This window comes from Frigoribacterium sp. CF331 (genome assembly GCF_057787905.1).
This window is the reverse complement of record NZ_CM173545.1, coordinates 2,915,351-2,937,238: the sequence shown is the minus strand read 5'-3', so window position 1 is coordinate 2,937,238 and position 21,888 is coordinate 2,915,351. Positions and strand designations below refer to the sequence as shown.

Genomic DNA, 21,888 nt, shown 5'->3' with positions numbered 1-21,888 from the left:
TCAGTGCTCCTTGTGGCCCGAGTCGTGTCCGTTCGAGGCGGGGACCGACTTCTGGACCTGGACCAGGAACTCGACGTTCGACTGCGTCTCGCGCAGGTTGCGCAGGACGATCTCGAGCGCCTGCTGCTGGTCGAGCCCGGCCAGGGCCCGACGCAGGCGCCAGGTGATCTTGACCTCGTCGGGGCTGAGCAGCATCTCTTCGCGACGGGTGCCCGAGGCGTTGACGTCGACGGCGGGGAAGATGCGCTTGTCGGCCAGGTGGCGCGACAGGCGGAGCTCCATGTTGCCGGTGCCCTTGAACTCCTCGAAGATGACCTCGTCCATCTTCGAACCGGTCTCGACCAGGGCGGTGGCGAGGATGGTCAGCGAGCCGCCGTTCTCGATGTTGCGCGCGGCCCCGAAGAAGCGCTTGGGCGGGTACAGGGCCGACGAGTCGACGCCGCCCGAGAGGACGCGTCCCGACGCGGGGGCGGCCAGGTTGTACGCACGGCCGAGGCGCGTGATCGAGTCGAGCAGCACGACGACGTCGTGACCCAGCTCGACCAGGCGCTTCGCCCGCTCGATGGCGAGCTCGGCGACCGTCGTGTGGTCCTCGGCGGGGCGGTCGAAGGTCGAGGCGATGACCTCGCCCTTGACGGTGCGCTGCATGTCGGTGACCTCTTCGGGTCGCTCGTCGACGAGCACGACCATGAGGTGCACCTCGGGGTTGTTCACCGCGATGGCGTTCGCGATCGACTGCAGCACGAGGGTCTTGCCGGCCTTCGGCGGCGAGACGATGAGGCCGCGCTGGCCCTTGCCGATCGGCGACACGAGGTCGATGATGCGGGTCGAGAGCTTCTGGGGCTCGGTCTCGAGTCGGAGGCGCTCCTGCGGGTAGAGCGGGGTCAGCTTGCTGAACTCGACGCGCTTGGCGGCCTCGTCGACGGGCTGGCCGTTGATCGAGTCGATCTTGACGATGGCGTTGTACTTCTGACGCCCCTGGCCCTGGTCGCCCTCGCGCGGCTGGCGGATGGCGCCGACGACGGCGTCGCCCTTGCGCAGGTGGTACTTCTTGACCTGGCCGAGCGAGACGTAGACGTCGCTCGCCCCGGGCAGGTAACCCGTGGTGCGGACGAACGCGTAGTTCTCGAGCACGTCGAGGATTCCGGCGACGGGGATGAGCACGTCGTCCTCGCCGATCTCGGGCTCGAGGTCGTCGTTCTGGGCGCCGCGGCCACGCTTGCGGTCGCGCTGACGGCCACGACCCTGACGGCCGCCCTCGTCGGCCTGGCCGACGGAAGGGCCGGTGCCGGGCTGCTCGCCCCGGGCGGCGTCGTTCTTCTCGCCGGCGGCACGCTGGGCCTGCTGTTCGGCCTTCTGGTCGGCACGCTGCTGGGCGTTCTGCTGGCCGCCGTTCTGCTGCGGGGCGTTCTGCGACGCGTCGGCCTTCTGGCCGCCGTTCTGCTGGCCGCCGTTCTGCTCGGACGGGCCCTGCTGCGATCCGCCCTTGCCGCGGTTGCGGTTGCGGCTGCGACGACCGCCACCCTGCTGACCGCCGTTCTGCTGGTCGGCGGCCTGCTGGTCGCCCTGACCCTGGTCGCCGCGACCCTGCTGGTCGGCGGTGCCCTCGTCGTCGGACGTCGAGCCGCCGGCCTCGGTCGTGGCGCCCTCGGTCGAAGCACCCTCGGGTTCGGCGGCGGCGGTCGCGTCGGCGGCCTGGCCCTCGACGGACGCACCGGGGCGGGTCGCGTCGGCGGCGACGGACGCGTCGGAGGCGCGGCGTGAGCCCCGACGGCGCGACGGACGCTCGGCAGGGGCGTCCTGCTCGGCGGCGGGCACCTCGGCGGCCGCCTCGGACGCGGCGGGAGCCGCGGGGGCGTCGACGACGGCGGCCTCGGTGGCGGGCACCTCGACGAGGGGGGCGACGCCGGTCTCGCCGGCGTTGACGTGGTCGCCGGCGCCGCGGGACTCGGGGGCCCCGGCGGCGGACGTGGCGCGACGCGAGCCGCGACGGGCGCGGGTCGGTGCCTCGGCGGGCTCGGTCGCCTCGACGGCGGGGGCCTCGGTGCCCTCGGCGACGGCGGTCTCGACGGAGGCCGGGACGCCGGCGTCGACGACACCGTCGAGCGTCGGCTGGGGGGCGACCTCGGCGGCGGCCCCCTCGCCCTGCTTCGCCGCGATGGCGGCCACGAGGTCGCCCTTGCGCAGCTTCGAGATGCCGCTGATGCCGAGCGACGAGGCCAGGGCCTGCAGCTGGGGCAGGCGCATGGCGGTGAGTTCGGGCGTGGACGGCGCAGCGGCGCCGTTCTGGACGTCAGTCACGAGTGATGGGTTCCTTTCGCTCCCCCGCGTTGATCGGCGGGGCAGAGCTGGTCACACCTCGCGGCCTCGGGCCTGCACGGGGCGGGTTCGCCCCGAGGGGCTGCCCTGTGCGGGCTCTGCACGGGATGAGCAGGAGGCCGGGGAGGTGCGGTGCGCGCCGACCAGATCGGCAGACGAACACTGCTAGATGTGCACTACGGGATGTGCGACCCGGGGACTCGAAGACTTGTGACCCCACGCGGTTGCCCCCACGAATGACGGTGGAGACGTTGCTAGATGCCCAGGAAATCTGAGTTTTCTACCGGGTGCGGCACCACTGTAGCACCTTTGAGATCGACGGCCAGCATCAACGGGCGCCATGCCGACACGGCGTGTTCGCGGACCAGGTCGGCGGCGAAGAGACGCTGCGCGGGGTCGCTGCCGAGCACGAGCAACGAGGGCCCGGCACCCGAGACGACCGCGGCGAGACCGGCGTCGCGGAGCATGCGGATCAACGCGTCGGTCTCGGGCATGGCGCTCGCCCGGTAGCTCTGGTGCAGGCGGTCCTCGGTGGCGGCGAGCAGCAGTTCGGGGCTCTGCACGAGCGCCGCGACGAGCAGGGCCGAACGGGAGACGTTGAAGGTGGCGTCCTCGTGTGGCACCGACGCCGGTTGCAGGCTGCGGGCCAGCTTCGTCGACAACGTCGACTCGGGCACGAACACGACGGGCGAGACCCCGCGGTGGACGAGCAGGCGCTTGTGCGACGGACCGTGCGAGTTCATCCAGGCGATCGTGAGGCCGCCGAACAGCGCGGGTGCGACGTTGTCGGGGTGCCCCTCCATCTCGGTCGCCAGCGCCAGCAAAGCCGTCGAGTCGAGTTCGACGGTGCCCTCGAGCAGCCCCTTGGCGGCCATGATCCCCGAGACGATCGCCGCGGCGCTCGACCCGAGGCCCCGGCCGTGCGGGATGGCGTTCCGGGCGCGGAGGTACAACCCCGGCAGCGGGACGTCGACCGACGCGAAGGCGGTCGCGATCGCGCGGACGACGAGGTTCGTGGCGTCGGTCGGCACCTGGCCGGCCCCGACGCCCGACACGTCGATGCGGACGCCCGGCTCACGCGTCGCGGTGACCTCGAGCTCGTCGTACAGCGACAGCGCGAGGCCGAGCGTGTCGAAGCCGGGGCCCAGGTTCGCCGAGGTCGCGGGGACCTTGACCAGCACCGACCGTCCGACGACCTCGGAGGTCATGCAGAGGCCGGGACGAGACCGAGCACCTCGGCCACCCGGGTGGTGTCGCTGGCGACGACGGTCGGCTGGACGTCGCTGCCGTCGGATCGACGGAGGGCCCACTGCGGGTCTTTCAGGCCGTGGCCCGTGACGGTCAGCACGACCGTGGCGCCGGCGGGGACGACGCCGGCGTCGGCGCGCTCGAGCAGCCCGGCGACGCTGATGGCCGACGCGGGCTCGACGAAGACGCCGACCTCGGCCGAGAGGATCTTCTGGGCCGCGAGGATGGCCTCGTCGGTGATCGCCCCGAACCAGCCGTCCGTCAGGTCTCGTGCCTCGAGGGCGAGCTGCCACGAGGCCGGGTTGCCGATGCGGATTGCACTGGCGATGGTCTCGGGGGCCTTGACGACCTCGCCGGCGACGATGGGGGCCGAACCGGCGGCCTGGAACCCGAACATGCGCGGCAGCTTGGTGGCCCGACCGATCTCGAGGTCCTCACGGTAGCCTCGCGTGTAGGCCGTGTAGTTGCCGGCGTTGCCGACGGGGATGAAGTGGAAGTCGGGGGCGTCGCCGAGCACGTCGACGACCTCGAACGCTCCGGTCTTCTGGCCCTCGATGCGGTCGTTGTTGACCGAGTTGACGAGGTGCACCGGGTAGTTCGCGGCGAGGTCGCGCGCGATGTCGAGGCAGTCGTCGAAGTTGCCCTGGATCTGCAGCAGCTGCCCGTCGTGGGCCACGGCCTGGCTGAGCTTGCCCATGGCGATCTTGCCCTCGGGCACGAGCACGGCGGCCGTGATGCCCGCGTGCGCCGCGTAGGCGGCGGCCGACGCCGACGTGTTGCCCGTCGAGGCACAGATGACGGCCTTGGCGCCGTGCTCGACGGCCTTCGAGATGGCCATCGTCATGCCGCGGTCCTTGAACGACCCGGTCGGGTTCATGCCCTCGTACTTGACGTACACCTTCGCGCCCGTGCGGTTCGACAGCGCCGGAGCCGGGATGAGCGGCGTGCCGCCCTCGCCGAGCGTGACGATCGGGGTGGCGTCGGTGACGTCGAGACGGTCGGCGTATTCGCGCAGGACACCCTGCCACTGGTGGGCCATCAGGCTCCTTCGACTCTCAGCACGCTCGTGACGGAGTTCACGACCGTGGCGTTCTTCAGGGCGGCCACCGTGGCCGCGAGGTCGGACTCGCGCGCCCGGTGGGTGCCGATGATCAGCGTAGCGGTGGCCACGCCGTCGCCCTCGACCGTGACGCCCGGCGTCGCACCGGAGGTCTGCTCGACGTTGTGGACGCTGACGCCGTGCTCACTGAGCACGCCGGCGACCTCGGCGAGGACGCCCGGCTGGTCGGCGACGTCGAGGGTGATCTGGTAGCGGGTCGAGACGCGTCCGATCGGGAACACCGGCAGGTTGGCGTGGGTGGACTCGGCCACGCCGGGGCCGCCGATGACGTGCCGGCGGGCGGCCGAGACGAGGTCGCCCAGCACCGCCGACGCGGTCTCGACTCCCCCGGCACCGGCGCCGTAGAACATGAGGTCGCCGGCCGACTCGGCCTCGACGAAGACGGCGTTCTTCGCCCCGTGCACGGCCGCCAGCGGGTGGCTGAGCGGCACGAGTGCGGGGTAGACGCGGGCGCTGACCCCCTCGACGCCCTCGTCGTCGACGAGTCGCTCGCAGATCGCGAGGATCTTCACGACGTAACCCGCCTTGCGGGCGGCGACGACCTGGTCGTGCGTGACGGAGGTGATGCCCTCGCGGTGGACCGCGGCCAAGGGCACGGCCGTGTGGAACGCGAGGCTGGCCAGGATCGCGGCCTTCTGCGCGGCGTCGTAGCCCTCGATGTCGGCGGTGGGGTCGGCTTCGGCGTACCCGAGCGCGGTGGCCGTCGCCAGGGCGTCCTCGAGGGTCGAGCCGTCGGTGTCCATGCGGTCGAGGATGAAGTTGGTCGTGCCGTTGACGATGCCCATGATGCGCTGGACGCGGTCGCCGGCGAGGCTGTCGCGCAGCGGACGGATGATCGGGATCGCCCCGGCGACGGCGGCCTCGTAGTAGACCTGCGCGCCCACCTGCTCGGCGGCGTCGAAGAGCTCGGTGCCGTGGCTCGCGAGCAGGGCCTTGTTGCCCGTGATGACGTCGGCCCCCGAGTTGAGCGCCTGCAGGACGTAGCTGCGGGCCGGTTCGAGCCCCCCGATCAGCTCGACGACGATGTCGGCGCCGACGATGAGCGATTCGACGTCGGTCGTGAAGAGCTCGCGGGGCAGGTCGACGTCCCGCGGCGCGTCGACGTCACGGACGCCGATGCCGACGAGCTCGAGCCCGGCGCCCGCGCGACCGGCGAAGTCGTCGCCCTGCTCGAGCAGCAACCGCGCCACCTGGGACCCCACCGAGCCGGCGCCCAGCAGGGCGACCCTCACGTTGCGGTATTCGATCATGTCAGTCCGTTCTCGGGTGCGTCGTCGTCGGGGTGCGGGGTCGTCGGGGTGCCGGGCCGCGCGAGGTCAGGAGGCGCCGGGCGCCTGGTCGAGGCCGGCGTCGCGGGCCAGCAGGTCGGCCTCGCTCTCGCCCCGCACGATCACGCGGGCCCGGCCGTCGCGCACCGCGACGACGGGCGGACGCCCGACGTGGTTGTAGTTGCTGGCCAGGCTGTGGCAGTAGGCGCCCGTGGCGGGCACCGCGAGCAGGTCGCCGGGGGCGACGTCCCCGGGCAGGTAGTCGGCGAGCACGACGAGGTCGCCGCTCTCGCAGTGCTTGCCGGCCACCCGGACGAGCGCGGGCGACGCCGAGGAGGCACGGTTCGCGATGCGCACGGAGTAGTCCGCCGAGTAGAGGGCCGTCCGGGCGTTGTCGCTCATGCCGCCGTCGACGCTGACGTAGCGCCGCACGGCGCTGCCCTCGTCGGACGAGACCGTCACGTCCTTGATCGTGCCGACCTCGTAGAGGGTCGTCCCGGCGGGGCCGACGACGACGCGCCCGGGCTCGACCGCGAGCAGGGGGACGTCGACCTCGAGGCGGGCGCACTCGGCCTGGACGATGTCGGCCAGGGCCACGGCGAGCTCGTCGAGCGGGCGGGCGTCGTCGGCGCTCGTGTAGGCGATGCCGAACCCGCCGCCGAGGTTGAGCTCGGGGACCGGACCGGTGGCGAGCAGTTCGGCGTGCACGGCGAGCAGGCGACGGGCGGCCTCGGCGAAGCCGTCGGAGCCGAAGATCTGCGAACCGATGTGCGAGTGCAGGCCGACGAACTCCAACGAGGCGTGCTCGCGGATCGACCGGACGATGTCGGGCGTCTCGGTCAGCGGGACGCCGAACTTCTGGTCCTCGCGGGCGGTCGCGAGGTACTCGTGGGTCGAGGCGTGCACGCCCGAGTTCACCCGGAGGCGGACCCGCTGGACGCGTCCGTGCCGTTCGGCGGCGGCGGCCACGCGGTCGGCCTCGGCGGCGTTGTCGAGCACGATCGTGCCGATGCCGGCCTCGACGGTGCGGTCGATCTCGGCGAGCGACTTGTTGTTGCCGTGGAACCCCATGCGGGCGGGGTCGACGCCCGCGGCCCGGGCGACGGCGAACTCGCCCCCGGTGCAGATGTCGACGGCCATCCCGGCCTCGGCCACCCACCGCGCCACCTCGGCCGACAGGAACGCCTTGGCCGCGTAGTACACCGTCGCCGTCGTTCCGATGCGGGCCGCCTCGCGCTCGAACGAGCGGACGGCCTCGACGGCGCGCGTGCGGGCGTCGTCCTCGTCGACGACGTAGAGCGGGGTGCCGAACGTGGCGACGAGCTCGGACACCGGGACGCCGCCCAGCACGAGCTCGCCCTCGGGCGAGCGCCGGGCCGTGGCCGACCACACGACCGGATCGAGGGCGTTGGCGTCGGTCGGCTCGACGAGCCAGGCGGGTGCCAGGGGGTTCGGGGACACGCGGACCTCGGGTGATCGGGGGACGGGGAACGACATCAGAGCCTACCGACCGTCGACGACCGTGACGGCCACGGCCCGGTGGTCGCGGGCGCCGGGCACCGTCAGGAGCAGGAGCCCTTGCTGCCGATGCCGCTCGACGAGATCGGCAGGCCCGGCGAGGTCACCTCGAGGGTCGCCGCCGACGGGGTGACGGCGACGCCCGTGAGGGTCGTGCCCTGCGGGAGGTACTGCGCGGCGCAGACGTCGAACGCGTAGCCGCCGACGAAGGGTGCGAGGTCGAGCGAGAGGGAGGTGTCGCGCAGGGAGGCGGAGACCGGCGTCAGGGAGATGACCCGCCCCTCCTGGGTGATCGCCGGCGTCGCGACGACGTCCACCGGGACGACGGTGCCGATGACCGGGATGGTGAAGTCGCGGGCGTACGTGACCTGACCGTCGCCGAACGAGATCGCGCCGCCGGTCTCCTGCACGGCCGCGAGCCCGTTGACGGTCGCGGCGTCGGCGGTCACCGTGCCCGTGATCGCCCCGGTGCTGCCGGACAGGTCGGTCGGCACGTCCCGCACGTCGAAGTCGTACGAGAGGCCGTCGGACGAACCGGCCGACGAGATCGTGGCCTGGTCGATGCTGCCCTGGACGAGTTGCCAGAGCATCGAGAAGCCGCCGATCTGGACGTCGACGGGGCCCGCCGCGTCGCCGAGCTGCTGCGAGATCTGCTTCTCGGCCTGGTCCTCGGCGACCGTCCGGACCACGAGGTCGGCGACGACGGTGAGCACGCCCAGGATCACCACGATGCCGAGCAGCACGAAGACGAAGATGCCGAAGCCACGACCCCGGCGTCGGGCGACGGGCTTGGCCTCGAAGAAGTCGGAGTCGATGTCGCTCATCGGGCCATCTTGTCAGCCGGCGCCCGACGACCGCGCGCGCCGCGCCTCCTGCGGTCGAGACCGGGGAGGCGCGGCGCCGGGGGTCACATGCGGTCGGGTGCCGAGACGCCCAGCAGGCCGAGCCCGTTGCGGATGACCTGACCGGCTGCGTCGTTCAGCCACAGGCGCGTGCGGTGCAGGTCGGTGACCTCGTCGTCGCCGAGGGGCGTCACGCGGCAGCTGTCGTACCAGCGGTGGTAGGTGCCGGCCAGCTCTTCGACGTACCGGGCGACGCGGTGCGGCTCGCGCAGCTCGGCGGCCTGGACGACGACGCGCGGCAGCTCGGACAGCGCCCCCAGCAGTGCGCTCTCGGTCTCGTGGGTCAGGAGCGACGCGTCGAAGGCGTCTCGGGTGACCCCCGCGGCCTCGGCGTTGCGGGCCACGGCGCGGGTGCGGGCGTGGGCGTACTGCACGTAGAAGACGGGGTTGTCGTTGCTGCGCTTGGTGAGCAGGTCGAGGTCGATGTCGATCGAGCTGTTGACCGGGCTGCGGACGAGCGAGTACCGACCGGCGTCGACGCCGACCGCGTCGACGAGGTCCTCCATCGTGACGACGGTGCCCGCGCGCTTGGACATGCGCATCGGTTCGCCGTCGCGCAGCAGGTTGACCATCTGGCCGATGAGGATCTCGAGGTTGACGCCGGGCTCGTCGCCGAACGCCGCGCACATCGCCATCATGCGGCCGACGTAGCCGTGGTGGTCGGCGCCGAGCATGATCAGGTTGCGCTCGAAGCCCCGCTCGCGCTTGTCGAGGTAGTACGCCAGGTCGCCGGCGATGTAGGCCGCCTCGCCGTCGCTCTTGACGATGACCCGGTCGCGGTCGTCGCCGAACTCGGTCGTGCGCAGCCAGGTCGCGCCCTCGGCCTCGTAGACGTGCCCGAGCTCGCGCAGGCGCGCCACGGCACGCTCGACGGCCTTCGACTCGTGCAACGAGTTCTCGTGGAAGTACACGTCGAAGTCGACGCCGAAGTCGTGCAGCGACGCCTTGATGTCGGTGAACATGAAGTCGACGCCGACCGACCGGAACGTCTCTTGCGCCTCGTCACGGGGCAGCTCGCGCACGTCGCCGTCGACGGTGGCCACGACGCGGGCGGCGATCTCGGCGATGTACTGACCGCCGTAGCCGTCGTCGGGGGTGGGTTCGCCCAGCGCGCTGGCGAGCAGGCTGCGGGCGAAGCGGTCGATCTGCCCACCGTGGTCGTTGAAGTAGTACTCGCGGGTCACGAGGGCGCCCTGGGCCTGGAACACGCGGGCCAGGCTGTCGCCGACGGCCGCCCAGCGGACGCCGCCGAGGTGGATCGGGCCGGTCGGGTTGGCCGAGACGAACTCGAGGTCGATGGTGACGCCGCGGTAGTAGTCGCCGCGACCGTAGGCCTCGCCCTGCTCGACGATCGACCGGGCCAGCAGGCCGGCCGCGGCCGCGTCGACGCGGATGTTGATGAAGCCGGGACCCGCCACGTCGACGTCCGCGACGCCGTCGACCTCGGCCAGCTCGGCCGCGATCTCGGTGGCGAGCTCGCGGGGGTTCGTCCCCACGCGCTTGGCGAACTTCATGGCCACGTTCGAGGCCCAGTCGCCGTGGTCGCGGTTCTTCGGCCGCTCGAGGGCCACGTCGCCCTCGGTCACCGCCACGTCGACGGTGCCTCGGCGCTCGAGGACGCCCTGGACGACGGCGAGCAAGGACGTGGAGAGTTCGGCGGGAGTCACGAGGGACGATCCTACCGGCAGCGGCGAGGCCCCCGACGAGCGGGGCGTCGACGATGATGGAGGCATGCGTCACGCCCCGAGCCGCCCCTCCGCCGCCCTGCGCACCCTCGTCCTGACGGGCGCCCTCGCCCTGTCCCTGAGCGCGTGCACGGGCCCGTCCACGACCGGGCCGGACGCGTCCCCGACCCCGCGCGCGGCGTCGTCGGCCACCCCCGAGGCGACGACGACCGCGGCACCCGCCCCCGACCTCGTGAGCAGGCCCCTCACCGTCGACTGCGGCGACCTGATCGGGGCCGACGGCCTCTCGTCGTACTACCCGTCGCTCGCCCCCGTCCCGTCGGACGACGCCGCCGGCGACGAGAGCCGCGACGGCGAGGCCCTCGAGATCGTGGCCGAGGCCGACGGCACGATCTGCACCTGGCAGGACGCGGACGGTGCGACGATCACGGTCGGGGTCGCCCGCTTCGACGGCGAGAGCCTCGACGAACTGGCCAACGAGCTCGTCGCGACGAGCAACTCGGTGCCGACCTACGGCGTCGAGGGCTACTTCGACACGCCCGGAGGGGTGGGCACGGCCGAGGCGTTCTCGTCCCCGGCGTTCGTCGTGGCCCGCTCGACGACGTTCCTCGAACCGGGTGACGCCGAGCCGGTCGTCTCGGCCGTGGTGAACGTGCTGCAGACGATCGACTGACGTGCCCGGCCGAGGCCGGCCGGTGCCCGGGTGCGATCGACCGGACGAACCCGCCCGAGGCCACGGCGAGCGGCCGGGCGGCCTCGCCCGGTCGTGTCCTCGGAAAGGAGGCGCGCTCGGGTGAGGGGCGTGGCCTAGGCGACCAGCGCCTCCCGGTCCGTCCGCGAGGCCCCGGCCCCGGCGAGGCGACCGGCCAGGACGGACGCGGCCAACGACGCCAGCAGCGCCTCGAGCTGCCCGGCCGGCGCACCCTTGTCTTCGGGGTGCCACTGCACGCCGACGACGGGCGCGGAGACGTGCTCGACGGCCTCGACCGTGCCGTCGACGGCCCGACCGACGACGCGGAGCCCGTCACCGAGGCGCCCGACCGCCTGGTGGTGCGCGCTCTGCCCGACGGGCTCGGCACCCAGGGCGCGGGCGAGGCGGCTGCCGGACTCGAGCGAGACGGCGTGCGGGTGCATGAGGCGGTCGACGGAGGCCTCGGGCGTCCGGTGCAGGCCCTCGTGGTCGTCGAGGTGCTGCACGAGGTCGCCGCCGAGGGCGACGTTGATCACCTGGTGGCCACGGCAGACGCCGAGCACCGGGGTGCGGCGGGCGACGGCCCTCCGCACGAGCGCCAGCTGCGCCTCGTCGGCCACCGGGTCGTGACGACCCTCACCCGGGTAGCCGGTGGAGCCGCCGTAGAACCGGGGTGAGAGGTCTTCGCCGCCGAGCACGACGATCGCGTCGGCGTCGTCGGTCGCCCGCAGCAGCTCGGCGGTGCCGAGGTCGCCCGCCGCGAGACGGCTGGCCCGCCAGCCCGCGCCCTCGGCGGTCGCCTGCACCCGCGCGTTCATGTCGTCGACGTACGCGTGGTACTCGGCGGCGTGCGGCCGGTGCCGGGTGACCTCGACCACGGCGAGGCGCATCGAGGCGACGGCGGGGTCGCTCGGGCGGTTCGTCGGGGCGGCGTGCGAGGTCATGCCCCCATGCTGCCGACGCGGCCCGCGGAGGGCCAGGCGCGTGTCGCCGCGTTACGCCCACCGCGCGAGCCGCCGCGTCGGCACCGGGCGGTCGTCAGGGCCACAAGGAGGCGCGGGTCCAGCCGTCGCCGTCGCGGTCGTACCGCAGGCGCACCTGGTCGCGCCCCGTGGTGGCCTGCCAGAACTCGACCGACGTGGGGTCGACCCGCCAGGCCGTCCAGTCGTCCGGGACGAGGGTGTCGTCGGCCTCGATCGCGGCCTTCGCCTCGGCCAGTCGCGACCGGGTGGCGGCCTCGTCGGTGATCGGGCTGCTCTGCGGCTGGGTCATGGCGACGGCCCGCGAGTCGGGGTGGCGAGCGGTGAAGTCCTTCTCGCTGACCTCGCGCGGGCCGGCGGACGCCCGGCCGAGCACGCGGACCTGGCGACCCTGCTCGCGCCAGTACAGGGTGAGCGCGACCCGCGGGTTCTCGGTGATCTGCCGACCCTTCGGGCTGATCGACGACGTCGCGAACCAGAGGGCCCCGTCGTCGACGTCCTTGAGCAACAGCGTCCGGGCGGTGACGTCACCGTCGGACGACGAGGTCGAGAGCACCATCGCGTGCGGTTGGGCGACGTCCTGCTCGACGGCCTCGACGAGCCAGGCGACGAACTGGTCGACGGCGTCGTCGGCCACGTCGTCGACGTCGAAGGTGGGCAGCTCGGGGTGGAAGACCTTGGCCGAGCGGAGGCGCTCGCGCAGCGTCGGGCCCGCGGGGTCGGTGCGGTCGGAACGGGTGCCGGTGTCGGCCTGGTCGGTGCGGTTGTCGTCGGTCACCCGTCCACGATGCACCCCACGAGGCCCGGGCGTCCCGCACGGTGCCGATTCGCTGCTAGCCTTGACGACGTTCCCGGGCCCCCATAGCTCAGGGGATAGAGCACTGCCCTCCGGAGGCAGGGGCGAAGGTTCGAATCCTTCTGGGGGCACCACAGTCATCGTCGGCACCGTGGGCCTTCCTCGCGAGCGCGGCTTCCTCCGAATCGCGGGTCTCTCCCTGGACCACGGTTCGGCCATCGGTGCCCGATCGCACGACCGGCGAGGTCACGCCGTCGACGTGGCGGCCTCGTCCGCGGCGGCGAGCACCCGGTCGTCACGCCGGGTCTCGTAGAGCGTGACGGCCGCCAGGAAGACGACGAGGAACACCGGCGCCCCGACGGCGAGCAGCGGGGTGCCGGCGGCCGTACCGAGGGTGGCGATCATCAGGAACAACCCGGCGACGGGGAGCAACGCCGCTCGGTTCGCACGTCGTTTGAGCGTGATCAAGGCCCGGACGAGGTCGGCCCGCTCGGGTTCGATCGGGTCGCGGCCCATGATCTGTCGGTTCAGCGAGCGCCGCTCGGCCGGGCCGAGGGCCGCCGTCGGGGTGCCCGTGGTCCTCCAGACGAAGAACGGGGAGAGCGCTCGCGACGAGCGGGCACGGAGCCACCCGACGAGTACCACGACCACCGAGGTGACGCCGAGGCCGATCGTGAGGACCACGGACCCTCCCTCGTCGGTGCTCGCGACCCAGATGGCGAGGGCCGAGGCCGAGACGGCGACTGCGACCCCTACCGCCTGCATCGACGGGCCCCGGAAACGCTGCCCGTGCTCGGTGACGTCGCGTACGCGACGGGTGACGTCGGCCCAGTCGGGTCGTCCGGGGGCCGGTGCTCGGTCGCCGTGCGACGGTTCGTGGGTCATGGTGCCGACGGTAGCGACCCGGCTCGACTCGTGCCCGGGGTCAGTCGGCCTGCTGGCGGCGGGCGCGGTCGGCGTCGTCGCGCTCGAGCTCGCGCCGCAGGACGCGTTCGGGCACCGCGACGTGCTCGGCGGCCTCGCGCAGGCTCGCTCCCCCGGCGCGCAACTGACGGGCCGCGTCGAGGCGACGTCTCGAGACCGGGGGCTTCGGGGTCTGCGCCACCCGCGCCTCCTGGCGTCTGCGGGTCTCGGCGCGGTGCGGCTCGCCGCCGACCTGCTCGTCGAACCGGGCCAGGGCCGCCGTCACCCGGAAGAAGAAGCGCCCGTAGGCGTTGAGCTCGTCGATCTGCTCGTCGATCGATCGGAAGGCCACGCCCAGGGCGTCGAGGGTGGCCATCACCCCGACCAGCTCGGCGACAGAACGACCGATGCGGTCGACGGCCGTCACGACGAACACGTCCCCCTCGCGCAGGCTGCCGATGGCCTTCGCGAACTCGGGCCGCGACTGTCTCGTGCCGGTGGCGTGGTCGACGAACACCCGGTCGCACCCCCGGGCGCGCAGGCGCTCCGCCTGCCCCTCGGACGACGGGTCGTCACGCGAGACGCGGGCGTACCCGACGACGGTCACGATGGGCCTCCTGGCGAGGGCGGACAGAGAGATGAGGCCCCGCCGACGGCGAGGCCTCGTGTGGACGCCCTAGGGCACCCGTCGACGAACGGTCGTCGTCAACTGTAGGTCAGCGCGATCACCGCGACGTCGAGCGTGCGGTACGACCCCTCGCGACGGACGGCCGATCGCACGCGACCCCGCAGGACCTCGAACGACCCGTCGCTCTCGTGCACGAACCCGATCACCCCGGCGGTCGGCGTCGACACGCGGTGGAACCCGTCGCCCAGCGGGACGACCTCGGCTCGGGACGTACGCTCCAAGACAGCACCCATGATGTCTCCTCACTCCTTGCATCGTTCTCCGGCCCATCACTTCGGCCGTGGGTGCAGCGTACCCCGCAGGTGGGGTACAAGCCCTGGACCGGTCATCAGGCTCGGGCACTCTCGTTCGCCCTGCGGACAGACGGCGGGGCGACGACGGCCGTCAGGCGGCCGGCGCCTCGGGCAGGGGGCCCCGACGACGACGCCGACCGGCCGCGACCGTGACGCCGACGCTCGCGGCCGTGACGCAGGCGAGCGCCACGACCTCGCGGGGACCGAGGGCCTCGCCGAGCACGACCAGGCCGGCGAGCGCCGCCACGGCCGGCCCGAGGCTCGAGAGCACCCCGAACACCCGGGTCGGCAGGCGCCGCAACGCCACCGACTCGAGCGCGTACGGGATCGCCGAGGTCAGGGCCGCCACCACCAGGAAGACCACGAGGAGGCGCGGGTCGGCCCGGACGGCGACCGTCGCGTCGTGCGCCCCGAACGGCACGACGACGAGGGCCGCGACGACCATGGCCGTCGCGAGGGCACCCATCGGGTCGCGTCCCCGCCCGAGTGCGGCGTTGGCGAGGATGTAGCAGGCCCAGAACGCACCCGCGCCGAGGGCGAGCAGCACCCCGACGAACGGGATCGCCCCCGTCGAGTCGGAGCCGAGCAGGACGACGCCGGCGAGGGCGAGCAGGGCCCACGCCGCGTCCCACCACCGCCGGGTCTGCACGAGGGCGACCACGAGCGGTCCGAGGAACTCGAGGGTGACCGCGACCCCCAGGGGCACGACGTCGATCGCGAGGTAGATGAGGGAGTTCATGCCCGCCAGGGCGAGGCCGAGCACGACGACGCCGAGCCACGTGCGGCGCGGCCAGCGCCACGGGCGGGGGCGGAAGACCACGAGCAGCAGGGCGGCGCCGAACGCCAGGCGCAACGCGGCCGCGCCGGTCGGCCCCAGGGCCTCGAAGTGCGTCTTGGCGAGGGCGGCCCCGAACTGCACCGAGACGATCGCCGCGACGGCGAGCAGGGGGGCCGGCACACGGCCGAGGGGGCTGGGGTTCACGGGGCTCCGGGTTCGTCACGGGGTGCACGGCGGCACAGTACGATCGTGGCATGAGCGACGCCTTCTCCGTCATCGCGCCGGTGGTGGAGCTCTTCGGCTGGTTCGGCTTCGTGGTCGGCAGCCCCTTCCTCGTGGCCGGCTGGGTGCTGCGTCACCGTGCCACCCGCCTCGAGAGCACCGTCGGCGTGGTCATCCCCCCGCCCGAGTGGGCCCGGGCGGCCACGGCCCGCTGGATGGACGTCGATGGGCAGCTGCACGAGACGCAGTTCGGCGACGTCCCGCTCACCACCCCGCTCGAGACCGAGCTCACCGTGCACTACGACCCGGACCGCCCGCACCGGGCCCGCGTCCACCCGCCCCACGACGACGGCCGGGCTCCCCGCACGGTGGGGGCCGTGCTCTACGCCGTCGGCGCCGTCTGTGCCGTGGCGTCGGTGGCACTCCTCTTCCTGTCATGACCCGCGCGCCCTCGACGAGGTCCGCGGCCCCGCGACCCGGGCGTCCTGACGGGGGCCGTCGATAGACTCCCCCGCAACGAGCGAGGGGAGCGTCGTGAGCACGAGCGCAACGACCGGCCGACGATCGACCAGCCGTGCCGTGGTCGCCGTCACCACGGCGGTCCTGACCTGGCTCTGCGCCCTCGCCTTCGGGGCGGCCCCGGCCCAGGCCGTCGAACCGGTGCAGCTCTCCGGTGCCTACGTGGTCGACCAGGCGGACGTGCTCTCGAGCGCGGACGAGCGCCGGGTGACCGAGGCACTCGACTCGCTCTCGACCGACACGGGGGTCAACCTCTTCGTCGTCTACGTCGACTCGTTCACGTCGCCGTCCGACCGCACGGCCTGGGGTGAGGCGACCGCCTCGCTGAACCAGTTCGGCCCGAACGACGTCCTGCTGTCGGTGGCGGTCGACGACCGGCTCTACGACCTCTCGACCGACACCTCGGTCGTCTCGGAGTCCGACCGGCAGGCGCTGCAGACCGACGTGGTCGTCCCCCAGCTGCGTGACGGCGACTGGGCCGGTGCCGCCGTCGCCCTGGCGGACGGCATCCGCAGCGACGAGGCCGGGCCCGACCTCGGGTGGGTGCCCTGGGCCCTGCTGGTGCTGGTCCTCGTCGCGGCGGCGGTCGCCGTCGTGTTCGTGGTCCGTCGTGCCCGACGCCGCCGGCGCGAGCTCGACGCCCGAGAGGCCGACCAGCACGAACTCGACCAGCGTGCCGCCCGCGTGCTGGTCGCCCTGGACGACGAGCTGACCGCCGGCGCCCACGAGGTGGGCTTCGCCGCCGCGCAGTTCGGGGACGAGGCCGCCCGGCCCTTCGCCGAAGCGCTCGACGCGGCCCGGGTGCACGCCCGTGAGGCGTTCGAGCTGCAGCAGAGGTTGGACGACTCCGTGCCCGACTCCCCCGAGCAGCGCCGCGAGTGGACCACGCGCATCATCGAGCTGTGCGAGGCGGCCGACGCCTCGCTCGCCGAGCAGTCCGCCGCGTTCGACGAGCTCCGCGAGGCCGAGACCCGGGCGCCGCACGACGTCGAGGCCCTGCCGGGCGAGATCGCGACGCGACGAGGGCGCCTCGCGAAGGCCCGCACCGTCATCGACGAGCTCACCTCGATCTACTCGGCACGGGCCGTGGCGTCGATCGACCAGAACGACGACCAGGCCGACCGTCTGCTCGAGTTCGCCGACGAACGCCGGACCACGGCCGCGACGGCCCTCACGACGTCGTCGCCCTCCGAAGCCGTCGTGGCGATCCGCGAGGCACGTCAGGCGTTGGCCCAGGTCGACCAGCTGCTCACGGCGATCGACGGGGCGGGCGAGTCGCTGCGGACGGCGAGCAGCACGATCTCGGCCATGACCCTCGACCTGCGGCGCGACATCGCCACGGCCGAGGGGTTGCCCGACGGCTCCGCTCCGCAGGGCGTCGACGTCGCGGGCTCCGTGTCCGCCGCGCGCGCCTCCGTGGCCCTGGCCGAGACGACCACCGACGACCCGCTCGCCGTCGTCGCATCGCTCGGCGCCGCCAACGAGCGCATCGACCGGGTCCTGGCCGAGGTGCTCGAAGAGGCCGAGAAGCGACGGCGGGCGCAGGCCGCCCTCGACCAGGCCCTGCTGACCGCCCGCAGCCAGATCAGCGCCACCCGCGACTTCATCGAGACGCGTCGGGGCGGCATCGGTCCGCAGCCCCGGACGCGGCTGTCCGAGGCGGAACGCCACCTGGCCACGGCCGTGTCGCTGGCCACCTCCGACCGTGACGCCGCCCTGTTCGAGGCCCATCAGGCCGTCCAGCTCTCGCAGGCGGCCGCGGCCGGTGCCGAGGCCGAGGTCTCGTCGTACCAGCAGGCCGGTCCCTTCGGCGGGGCGACCCGGGGCTCGGCCGGCGCCGACCTGGGGGGCGTGGTCACCGGCATGCTGCTCGGCGGGCTCTTCAGCGGCGGCGGGGGCGGCTTCGGCGGCGGAGGCGGCTTCGGAGGGGGAGGCGGCTTCGGCGGAGGCGGGGGTGGCGGTTTCGGCGGAGGCGGCGGCGGGGGCGGCGGCGGTCGCAGTTCCGGCGGCGGCCGCTTCTGATCCCGCACGGCCCGCCCGCCACGACCCTCGGTCTCGAACCGGCACACCTCTCGACCCGCAGCACGACCGGCACCACCCTCCGGCACCACCTCTCGAAAGGACGCACCATGGCAAAGCAGTCGATCTTCGGACGCATCGCCCAGCTCACCCGCGCGAACATCAACAGCCTGCTCGACCAGGCCGAGGACCCGAGCAAGATGCTCGACCAGATGGTCCGCGACTACACCAACAGCATCGCCGAGGCCGAAGAAGCCGTCGCCACGACGATCGGCAACCTGCGCCTGCTCGAGCAGGACCACGCCGAGGACGTCGCCGCCGCCGCGGACTGGGAGCGCAAGGCCCTCGCGGCGAGCAACAAGGCCGACGAGCTCCGGTCGTCGGGCAACACCGTCGACGCAGACAAGTTCGACGCCCTCGCCCGGGTGGCCCTGGGCAAGCAGCTGACGAGCGAGAAGGAGGCCAAGACGGCCGAACCGCAGATCGCCTCGCAGACCGAGGTCGTCGAGAAACTGAAGACCGGGCTGAGCGGCATGCGGTCCAAGCTCGACCAGCTCGCCGCGAAGCGGGACGAACTGAACGCCCGCTCCAAGACCGTCGAGGCCCAGACCAAGGTCGCCGACGCCGTCCAGAGCATCGACATCATGGACCCCACCAGCGAGATCAGCCGGTTCGAGGACAAGGTCCGCCGCGAGGTGGCCAAGATGCTCGGCCGCCAAGAATTGGCCGCCTCGAGCCTCGACGCGCAGTTCGAGAGCCTCGACGACCTCGGCGAGCAGACCGAGGTCGACGCCCGCCTCGCCGCGCTCAAGCTGGGTGCGCTCGACAAGTGAGCCAGCCGCCGCCCCGCACGCCTGTCCCGGTGGCGACGCCGCCAGTGCAGGCGCGCCGGGCGGCGCCCCGTCTGGTGGGCGTGGACGTCGCTCGCGGCCTCGCCGTGATCGGCATGTTCGCCGCCCACCTGTGGCCTCGGCTCGAGCTCGACGAGAGGGTCTTCGACGGGCGCTCGGCGATCCTGTTCGCCACCCTCGCCGGGGTCTCGCTGGGGCTGATGTCGGGCGGCACCCGACCCACGCCTCCGGGTCGACGTGCCCGGGTGGTCGGCGGGATCGCCATCCGGGCCGGCCTGCTCGTCGTGCTGGGCCTCGCCCTGCAGGCCTGGAACCCCTACCTGCTCGTGATCCTGCCGTACTACGGCGTGATGTTCGTCCTGGCCCTGTCGGTGCTCTTCGCGTCCCGTGCGGTGCTGCTCGGCGTGGCGGCGCTGCTGACCGTCCTGGCCCCGTGGCTGGCCTCGACCGTCCCCGTCGACGCGTACGGCGACACGGCGCTGTCCGGCGTCGGGGGGCTCGCGACCCAGGCCCTGCTCGTCGGCGCCTACCCCGCCCTCGTCTGGACGCCCTTCCTGCTCGTCGGCCTCGCCGCCGCGCGGTCGGACCTGACCCGCACGCGCACCCAGGTCACGGTTCTCGTCGCCGGCACGCTGGCCGCGGTCGTGGGGTACTCGGCGCGCTTCCTGCCCGGCGCCTCCTCGGTCCCCTGGTTCGACCCCGCCGACCACGAGGGCATGCCGGCCGAGATCGTCGGCTCGGGTGGCGTCGCCGCCGCCGTCCTGGGCCTGCTGCTGCTCGCAACGTCGACCCGCAGGGCCGGGCCGACGGACGGCGAGCGGACGGGAGGCGCGGCAGCCGTCGTCCGCGTCGTCCTGCGACCGCTCGCCGCCACCGGAGCACAACCGCTCACGGTCTACACGGCTCACGTGCTGCTCACCGCTCCGCTCTTCACGGTCTACCGGCTGTCCGACCCGGGCGCGGGCTACGGACTGCCCCTCGGCAACCTGGTCGCCGCCGTCGTCGTCACGCTCGCCTACGCCACCCTCTGGCAACGCTTCGTCGGCCGTGGCCCCCTCGAGCGCGCGGTCGGTGCGCTGAGTCGCCCCTGGGCCTGGAGCGCGGGCACCCGCCCGTGACAGACTGACGCCCGTGAGGTTCGTCGTGGTTCCACAGTGGCAGGGTTCACCGTCGTCGAGGGCCATGCGGCTCGCCGAGGGGGCGTACGCGATCCTCGGCGACCTGCCGTCGACCGCGACGACCGTCGTCGAGGTGCCGGTCGGGGCGGGCGACTCGCTCGGCACCCGGGTGCACCGGCTCTCGTCGGTCCTGACCATCGCCGAGTCCGTCGGACGGGAGCTGCGCACCGACGACTCCCCCGCGATCGTCGTCGGCGGCGACTGCGGCGTCGAGTTCGCGGCCGTCCGCCACGCGGTCACCCCCCGTACCGCCGTCGTCTGGTTCGACGCGCACCCCGACCTCCACAGCCCGCGCAGCAGCGAGAGCGGTGCGTTCAGCGGCATGGTGCTGCGGGCCCTGATCGGTGACGCCACCGAAGACCTGCCCACCATCGGGCCCGGGCCGACTCCCGAGCCGCTCGACCCGGCCCGCGTGGTGCTCGCGGGTGCCCGCAGCTACGACGACGCGGAGGACCGGTACATCGAGAGCCGGCACGTCCGCGCGGTCTCGTCCCTCGACTTCGACCCCGCCGAGGTCGTCGCCGCCGTCGAGGACTCGGGTGCGACCGAGGTCTACCTGCACGTCGACCTCGACGTGCTCGACCCCGGAGCGATCGAGGGCCTGCTCGACCCCCAGCCGTTCGGCCTCGAGCCCGGCGTGCTGATCGAGACGATCACGGCACTCAAGGAGCGCTTCACGCTCGTGGGTGCCGGCCTGTGCTCGTTCGCCCCGGTCGACGCGGCCGCCGCGTCGGACGACATGGGCACCATCCTCCGCGTCCTCGGGGCGCTCTCGCGAGCGACGCCCGCGCGATGAACGCCCTGGCCCCGGGTGACGACCGCCCTCGCGTCACCGTCGAGCGTGACGGTCACGTGCTGCTGATCGGCCTCGACCGCCCCGAGAAGCGCAACGCCGCCGACCTGCGCATGCTGCGCGAACTGGCCGCGGCGTACGGCGAACTCGACCGCGACCCGCAGCTGCGGGTCGGCTTGCTCTTCGCGCACGGTGACCACTTCACGGCCGGCCTCGACCTCGGCGACGTCGTGCCCGCCGTGACCGACGAGGGTCTCGACGTCGTGCCCGAGGGCGGACTAGACCCGTGGCAGGTGCACGGTCGTCAGCTGACCAAGCCCGTGGTGATGGCGGTGCAGGGCACCTGTCTGACCCTGGGCGTCGAGCTCGCGCTGGCGAGCGACGTCGTCGTGGCGAGCCGTGACGCCCGCTTCGGCCAGATCGAGGTCAGCCGGGCCATCCTGCCCTTCGGCGGGGCGACCATCCGCCTGCCCCGGCGGGTCGGGTGGGGCGACGCGATGCGCTACCTGTTGACCGGCGACCTCCTCGACGCCGAGGAGGCACGGCGCATCGGGCTCGTGCAGGACCTGGTGGACGACGGGGCGGCCTACGGGCACGCCCTCGGGCTCGCACGCAAGATCGCCGCCCAGGCTCCCCTCGCCGTCCAGGCGACCCTGGCCGCCGCCCGCCTCGCCGTCCGCGAGGGCGACGCAGCGGCCGAGGCCCGGCTCCAACCCGAACTCGTGCGCCTCCTGGCCTCGGACGACGCCCGGATCGGCTTCGAGGCCTTCGTGTCGCGGACCGCCGCCGAGTTCACGGGAGGCTGACCGCGCCTCCCGGCCGGGACCACGAAAGGGCCCGCCCACCCCGAGGGGTGGACGGGCCCGAGAACGAGGCGGATCGGCCTACTTGAAGACGTCCTTGACGTCTTCGCCGACCTTCTTGGCGGAGGCACCGGCCTGGTCCTTCTGACCTTCGGCCTTCAGCTCGTCGTCGCCCTTGCGGTCGCCGAGAGCCTCTTTCGCCTTGCCGGCGATGTCCTGAGCGGCGTTCTTGATCTTGTCGTCGAGTCCCATGTGTGCCTCCTCGTAGGTTGACGCGCCCCGCCGCAAGGATCGCGGTGGTGCGCTGATGTCGG

Annotated in this window: 21 protein-coding genes and 1 tRNA gene; 8 read left to right on the top strand and 14 right to left on the bottom strand. The window is 73.2% G+C overall.

The window, feature by feature from the left end; genetic code table 11:
- From rho to argS, 7 genes are all read right to left on the bottom strand, one after another.
- On the bottom strand, window positions 1-2,301 hold the full coding sequence (gene rho, locus AC3CCI_RS13640; protein ID WP_488627515.1) for a transcription termination factor Rho: 2,301 nt from the start codon (window positions 2,299-2,301) through the stop codon (window positions 1-3).
- Window positions 2,302-2,573: 272 nt separating this feature from the next.
- Window positions 2,574-3,527, bottom strand: coding sequence for a homoserine kinase (gene thrB / locus AC3CCI_RS13635; protein WP_488627514.1), 954 nt, complete (start codon window positions 3,525-3,527; stop codon window positions 2,574-2,576).
- Entirely contained in the window at window positions 3,524-4,606 is a 1,083-nt protein-coding gene (gene thrC, locus AC3CCI_RS13630) for a threonine synthase (protein ID WP_354592870.1), read from the bottom strand. The genes thrB and thrC overlap by 4 nt, the downstream gene beginning before the upstream one ends.
- The gene (locus AC3CCI_RS13625) at window positions 4,606-5,937 is read right to left on the bottom strand and encodes a homoserine dehydrogenase (protein WP_488627513.1); all 1,332 of its coding nucleotides are present in this window, start codon (window positions 5,935-5,937) and stop codon (window positions 4,606-4,608) included. The genes thrC and AC3CCI_RS13625 overlap by 1 nt, the downstream gene beginning before the upstream one ends.
- Window positions 5,938-6,003: 66 nt before the next feature.
- The gene (gene lysA / locus AC3CCI_RS13620) at window positions 6,004-7,452 is read right to left on the bottom strand and encodes a diaminopimelate decarboxylase (RefSeq protein ID WP_488627512.1); all 1,449 of its coding nucleotides are present in this window, start codon (window positions 7,450-7,452) and stop codon (window positions 6,004-6,006) included.
- Window positions 7,453-7,517: 65 nt separating this feature from the next.
- A complete protein-coding gene (locus tag AC3CCI_RS13615; protein WP_488627511.1) occupies window positions 7,518-8,297 on the bottom strand; it encodes an LmeA family phospholipid-binding protein in 780 nt (259 codons plus the stop codon).
- A gap of 83 nt (window positions 8,298-8,380) precedes the next feature.
- On the bottom strand, window positions 8,381-10,042 hold the full coding sequence (gene argS / locus AC3CCI_RS13610) for an arginine--tRNA ligase (RefSeq protein WP_488627510.1): 1,662 nt from the start codon (window positions 10,040-10,042) through the stop codon (window positions 8,381-8,383).
- A 64-nt stretch (window positions 10,043-10,106) separates the two neighbouring features.
- Here argS and AC3CCI_RS13605 point away from each other — a divergent pair, with 64 nt between their 5' ends.
- A complete protein-coding gene (locus tag AC3CCI_RS13605) occupies window positions 10,107-10,733 on the top strand; it encodes a hypothetical protein (RefSeq protein ID WP_488627509.1) in 627 nt (208 codons plus the stop codon).
- Between the two features lie 134 nt (window positions 10,734-10,867).
- Here AC3CCI_RS13605 and AC3CCI_RS13600 read toward each other — a convergent pair whose 3' ends face one another.
- Window positions 10,868-11,695, bottom strand: coding sequence for a gamma-glutamyl-gamma-aminobutyrate hydrolase family protein (locus tag AC3CCI_RS13600; protein WP_488627508.1), 828 nt, complete (start codon window positions 11,693-11,695; stop codon window positions 10,868-10,870).
- 94 nt (window positions 11,696-11,789) lie between these two features.
- A complete protein-coding gene (locus tag AC3CCI_RS13595; protein WP_354592877.1) occupies window positions 11,790-12,509 on the bottom strand; it encodes a pyridoxine/pyridoxamine 5'-phosphate oxidase in 720 nt (239 codons plus the stop codon).
- A gap of 77 nt (window positions 12,510-12,586) precedes the next feature.
- Here AC3CCI_RS13595 and AC3CCI_RS13590 point away from each other — a divergent pair.
- Window positions 12,587-12,661 (top strand) — tRNA-Arg (locus tag AC3CCI_RS13590).
- A gap of 112 nt (window positions 12,662-12,773) precedes the next feature.
- On the opposite strand, the gene AC3CCI_RS13585 is transcribed toward AC3CCI_RS13590, so the two are convergent.
- From AC3CCI_RS13585 to AC3CCI_RS13570, 4 genes are all read right to left on the bottom strand, one after another.
- Window positions 12,774-13,412, bottom strand: coding sequence for a hypothetical protein (locus tag AC3CCI_RS13585; RefSeq protein WP_488627507.1), 639 nt, complete (start codon window positions 13,410-13,412; stop codon window positions 12,774-12,776).
- Window positions 13,413-13,452: 40 nt separating this feature from the next.
- Complete coding sequence (locus tag AC3CCI_RS13580) at window positions 13,453-14,037, bottom strand: recombinase family protein (protein WP_354592879.1); 585 nt, start codon at window positions 14,035-14,037, stop codon at window positions 13,453-13,455.
- Between the two features lie 98 nt (window positions 14,038-14,135).
- The gene (locus AC3CCI_RS13575) at window positions 14,136-14,351 is read right to left on the bottom strand and encodes a hypothetical protein (RefSeq protein WP_488627506.1); all 216 of its coding nucleotides are present in this window, start codon (window positions 14,349-14,351) and stop codon (window positions 14,136-14,138) included.
- A gap of 151 nt (window positions 14,352-14,502) precedes the next feature.
- Window positions 14,503-15,393 carry an EamA family transporter gene (locus tag AC3CCI_RS13570; protein ID WP_488627505.1) on the bottom strand — a complete coding sequence of 297 codons (891 nt, stop codon included), beginning with the start codon at window positions 15,391-15,393 and terminating at the stop codon, window positions 14,503-14,505.
- A 50-nt stretch (window positions 15,394-15,443) separates the two neighbouring features.
- Here AC3CCI_RS13570 and AC3CCI_RS13565 point away from each other — a divergent pair, with 50 nt between their 5' ends.
- From AC3CCI_RS13565 to AC3CCI_RS13540, 6 genes are all read left to right on the top strand, one after another.
- The gene (locus AC3CCI_RS13565) at window positions 15,444-15,851 is read left to right on the top strand and encodes a hypothetical protein (protein ID WP_354592881.1); all 408 of its coding nucleotides are present in this window, start codon (window positions 15,444-15,446) and stop codon (window positions 15,849-15,851) included.
- A gap of 94 nt (window positions 15,852-15,945) precedes the next feature.
- Window positions 15,946-17,952, top strand: a complete 2,007-nt coding sequence (locus AC3CCI_RS13560; protein WP_488627504.1) for a TPM domain-containing protein — start codon at window positions 15,946-15,948, stop codon at window positions 17,950-17,952.
- 107 nt (window positions 17,953-18,059) lie between these two features.
- Window positions 18,060-18,782, top strand: a complete 723-nt coding sequence (locus AC3CCI_RS13555; RefSeq protein ID WP_488627503.1) for a PspA/IM30 family protein — start codon at window positions 18,060-18,062, stop codon at window positions 18,780-18,782.
- 80 nt (window positions 18,783-18,862) lie between these two features.
- Window positions 18,863-19,918, top strand: a complete 1,056-nt coding sequence (locus AC3CCI_RS13550) for a DUF418 domain-containing protein (RefSeq protein ID WP_488627502.1) — start codon at window positions 18,863-18,865, stop codon at window positions 19,916-19,918.
- A 13-nt stretch (window positions 19,919-19,931) separates the two neighbouring features.
- Window positions 19,932-20,774, top strand: coding sequence for an arginase family protein (locus tag AC3CCI_RS13545; RefSeq protein WP_488627501.1), 843 nt, complete (start codon window positions 19,932-19,934; stop codon window positions 20,772-20,774).
- Window positions 20,771-21,577 (top strand): crotonase/enoyl-CoA hydratase family protein, encoded by an 807-nt coding sequence (locus tag AC3CCI_RS13540; protein ID WP_488627500.1) that lies wholly within the window; start codon window positions 20,771-20,773, stop codon window positions 21,575-21,577. The genes AC3CCI_RS13545 and AC3CCI_RS13540 overlap by 4 nt, the downstream gene beginning before the upstream one ends.
- A gap of 78 nt (window positions 21,578-21,655) precedes the next feature.
- Here AC3CCI_RS13540 and AC3CCI_RS13535 read toward each other — a convergent pair whose 3' ends face one another.
- Window positions 21,656-21,826, bottom strand: a complete 171-nt coding sequence (locus AC3CCI_RS13535; protein ID WP_043595102.1) for a CsbD family protein — start codon at window positions 21,824-21,826, stop codon at window positions 21,656-21,658.
- Window positions 21,827-21,888 lie beyond the last annotated feature (62 nt).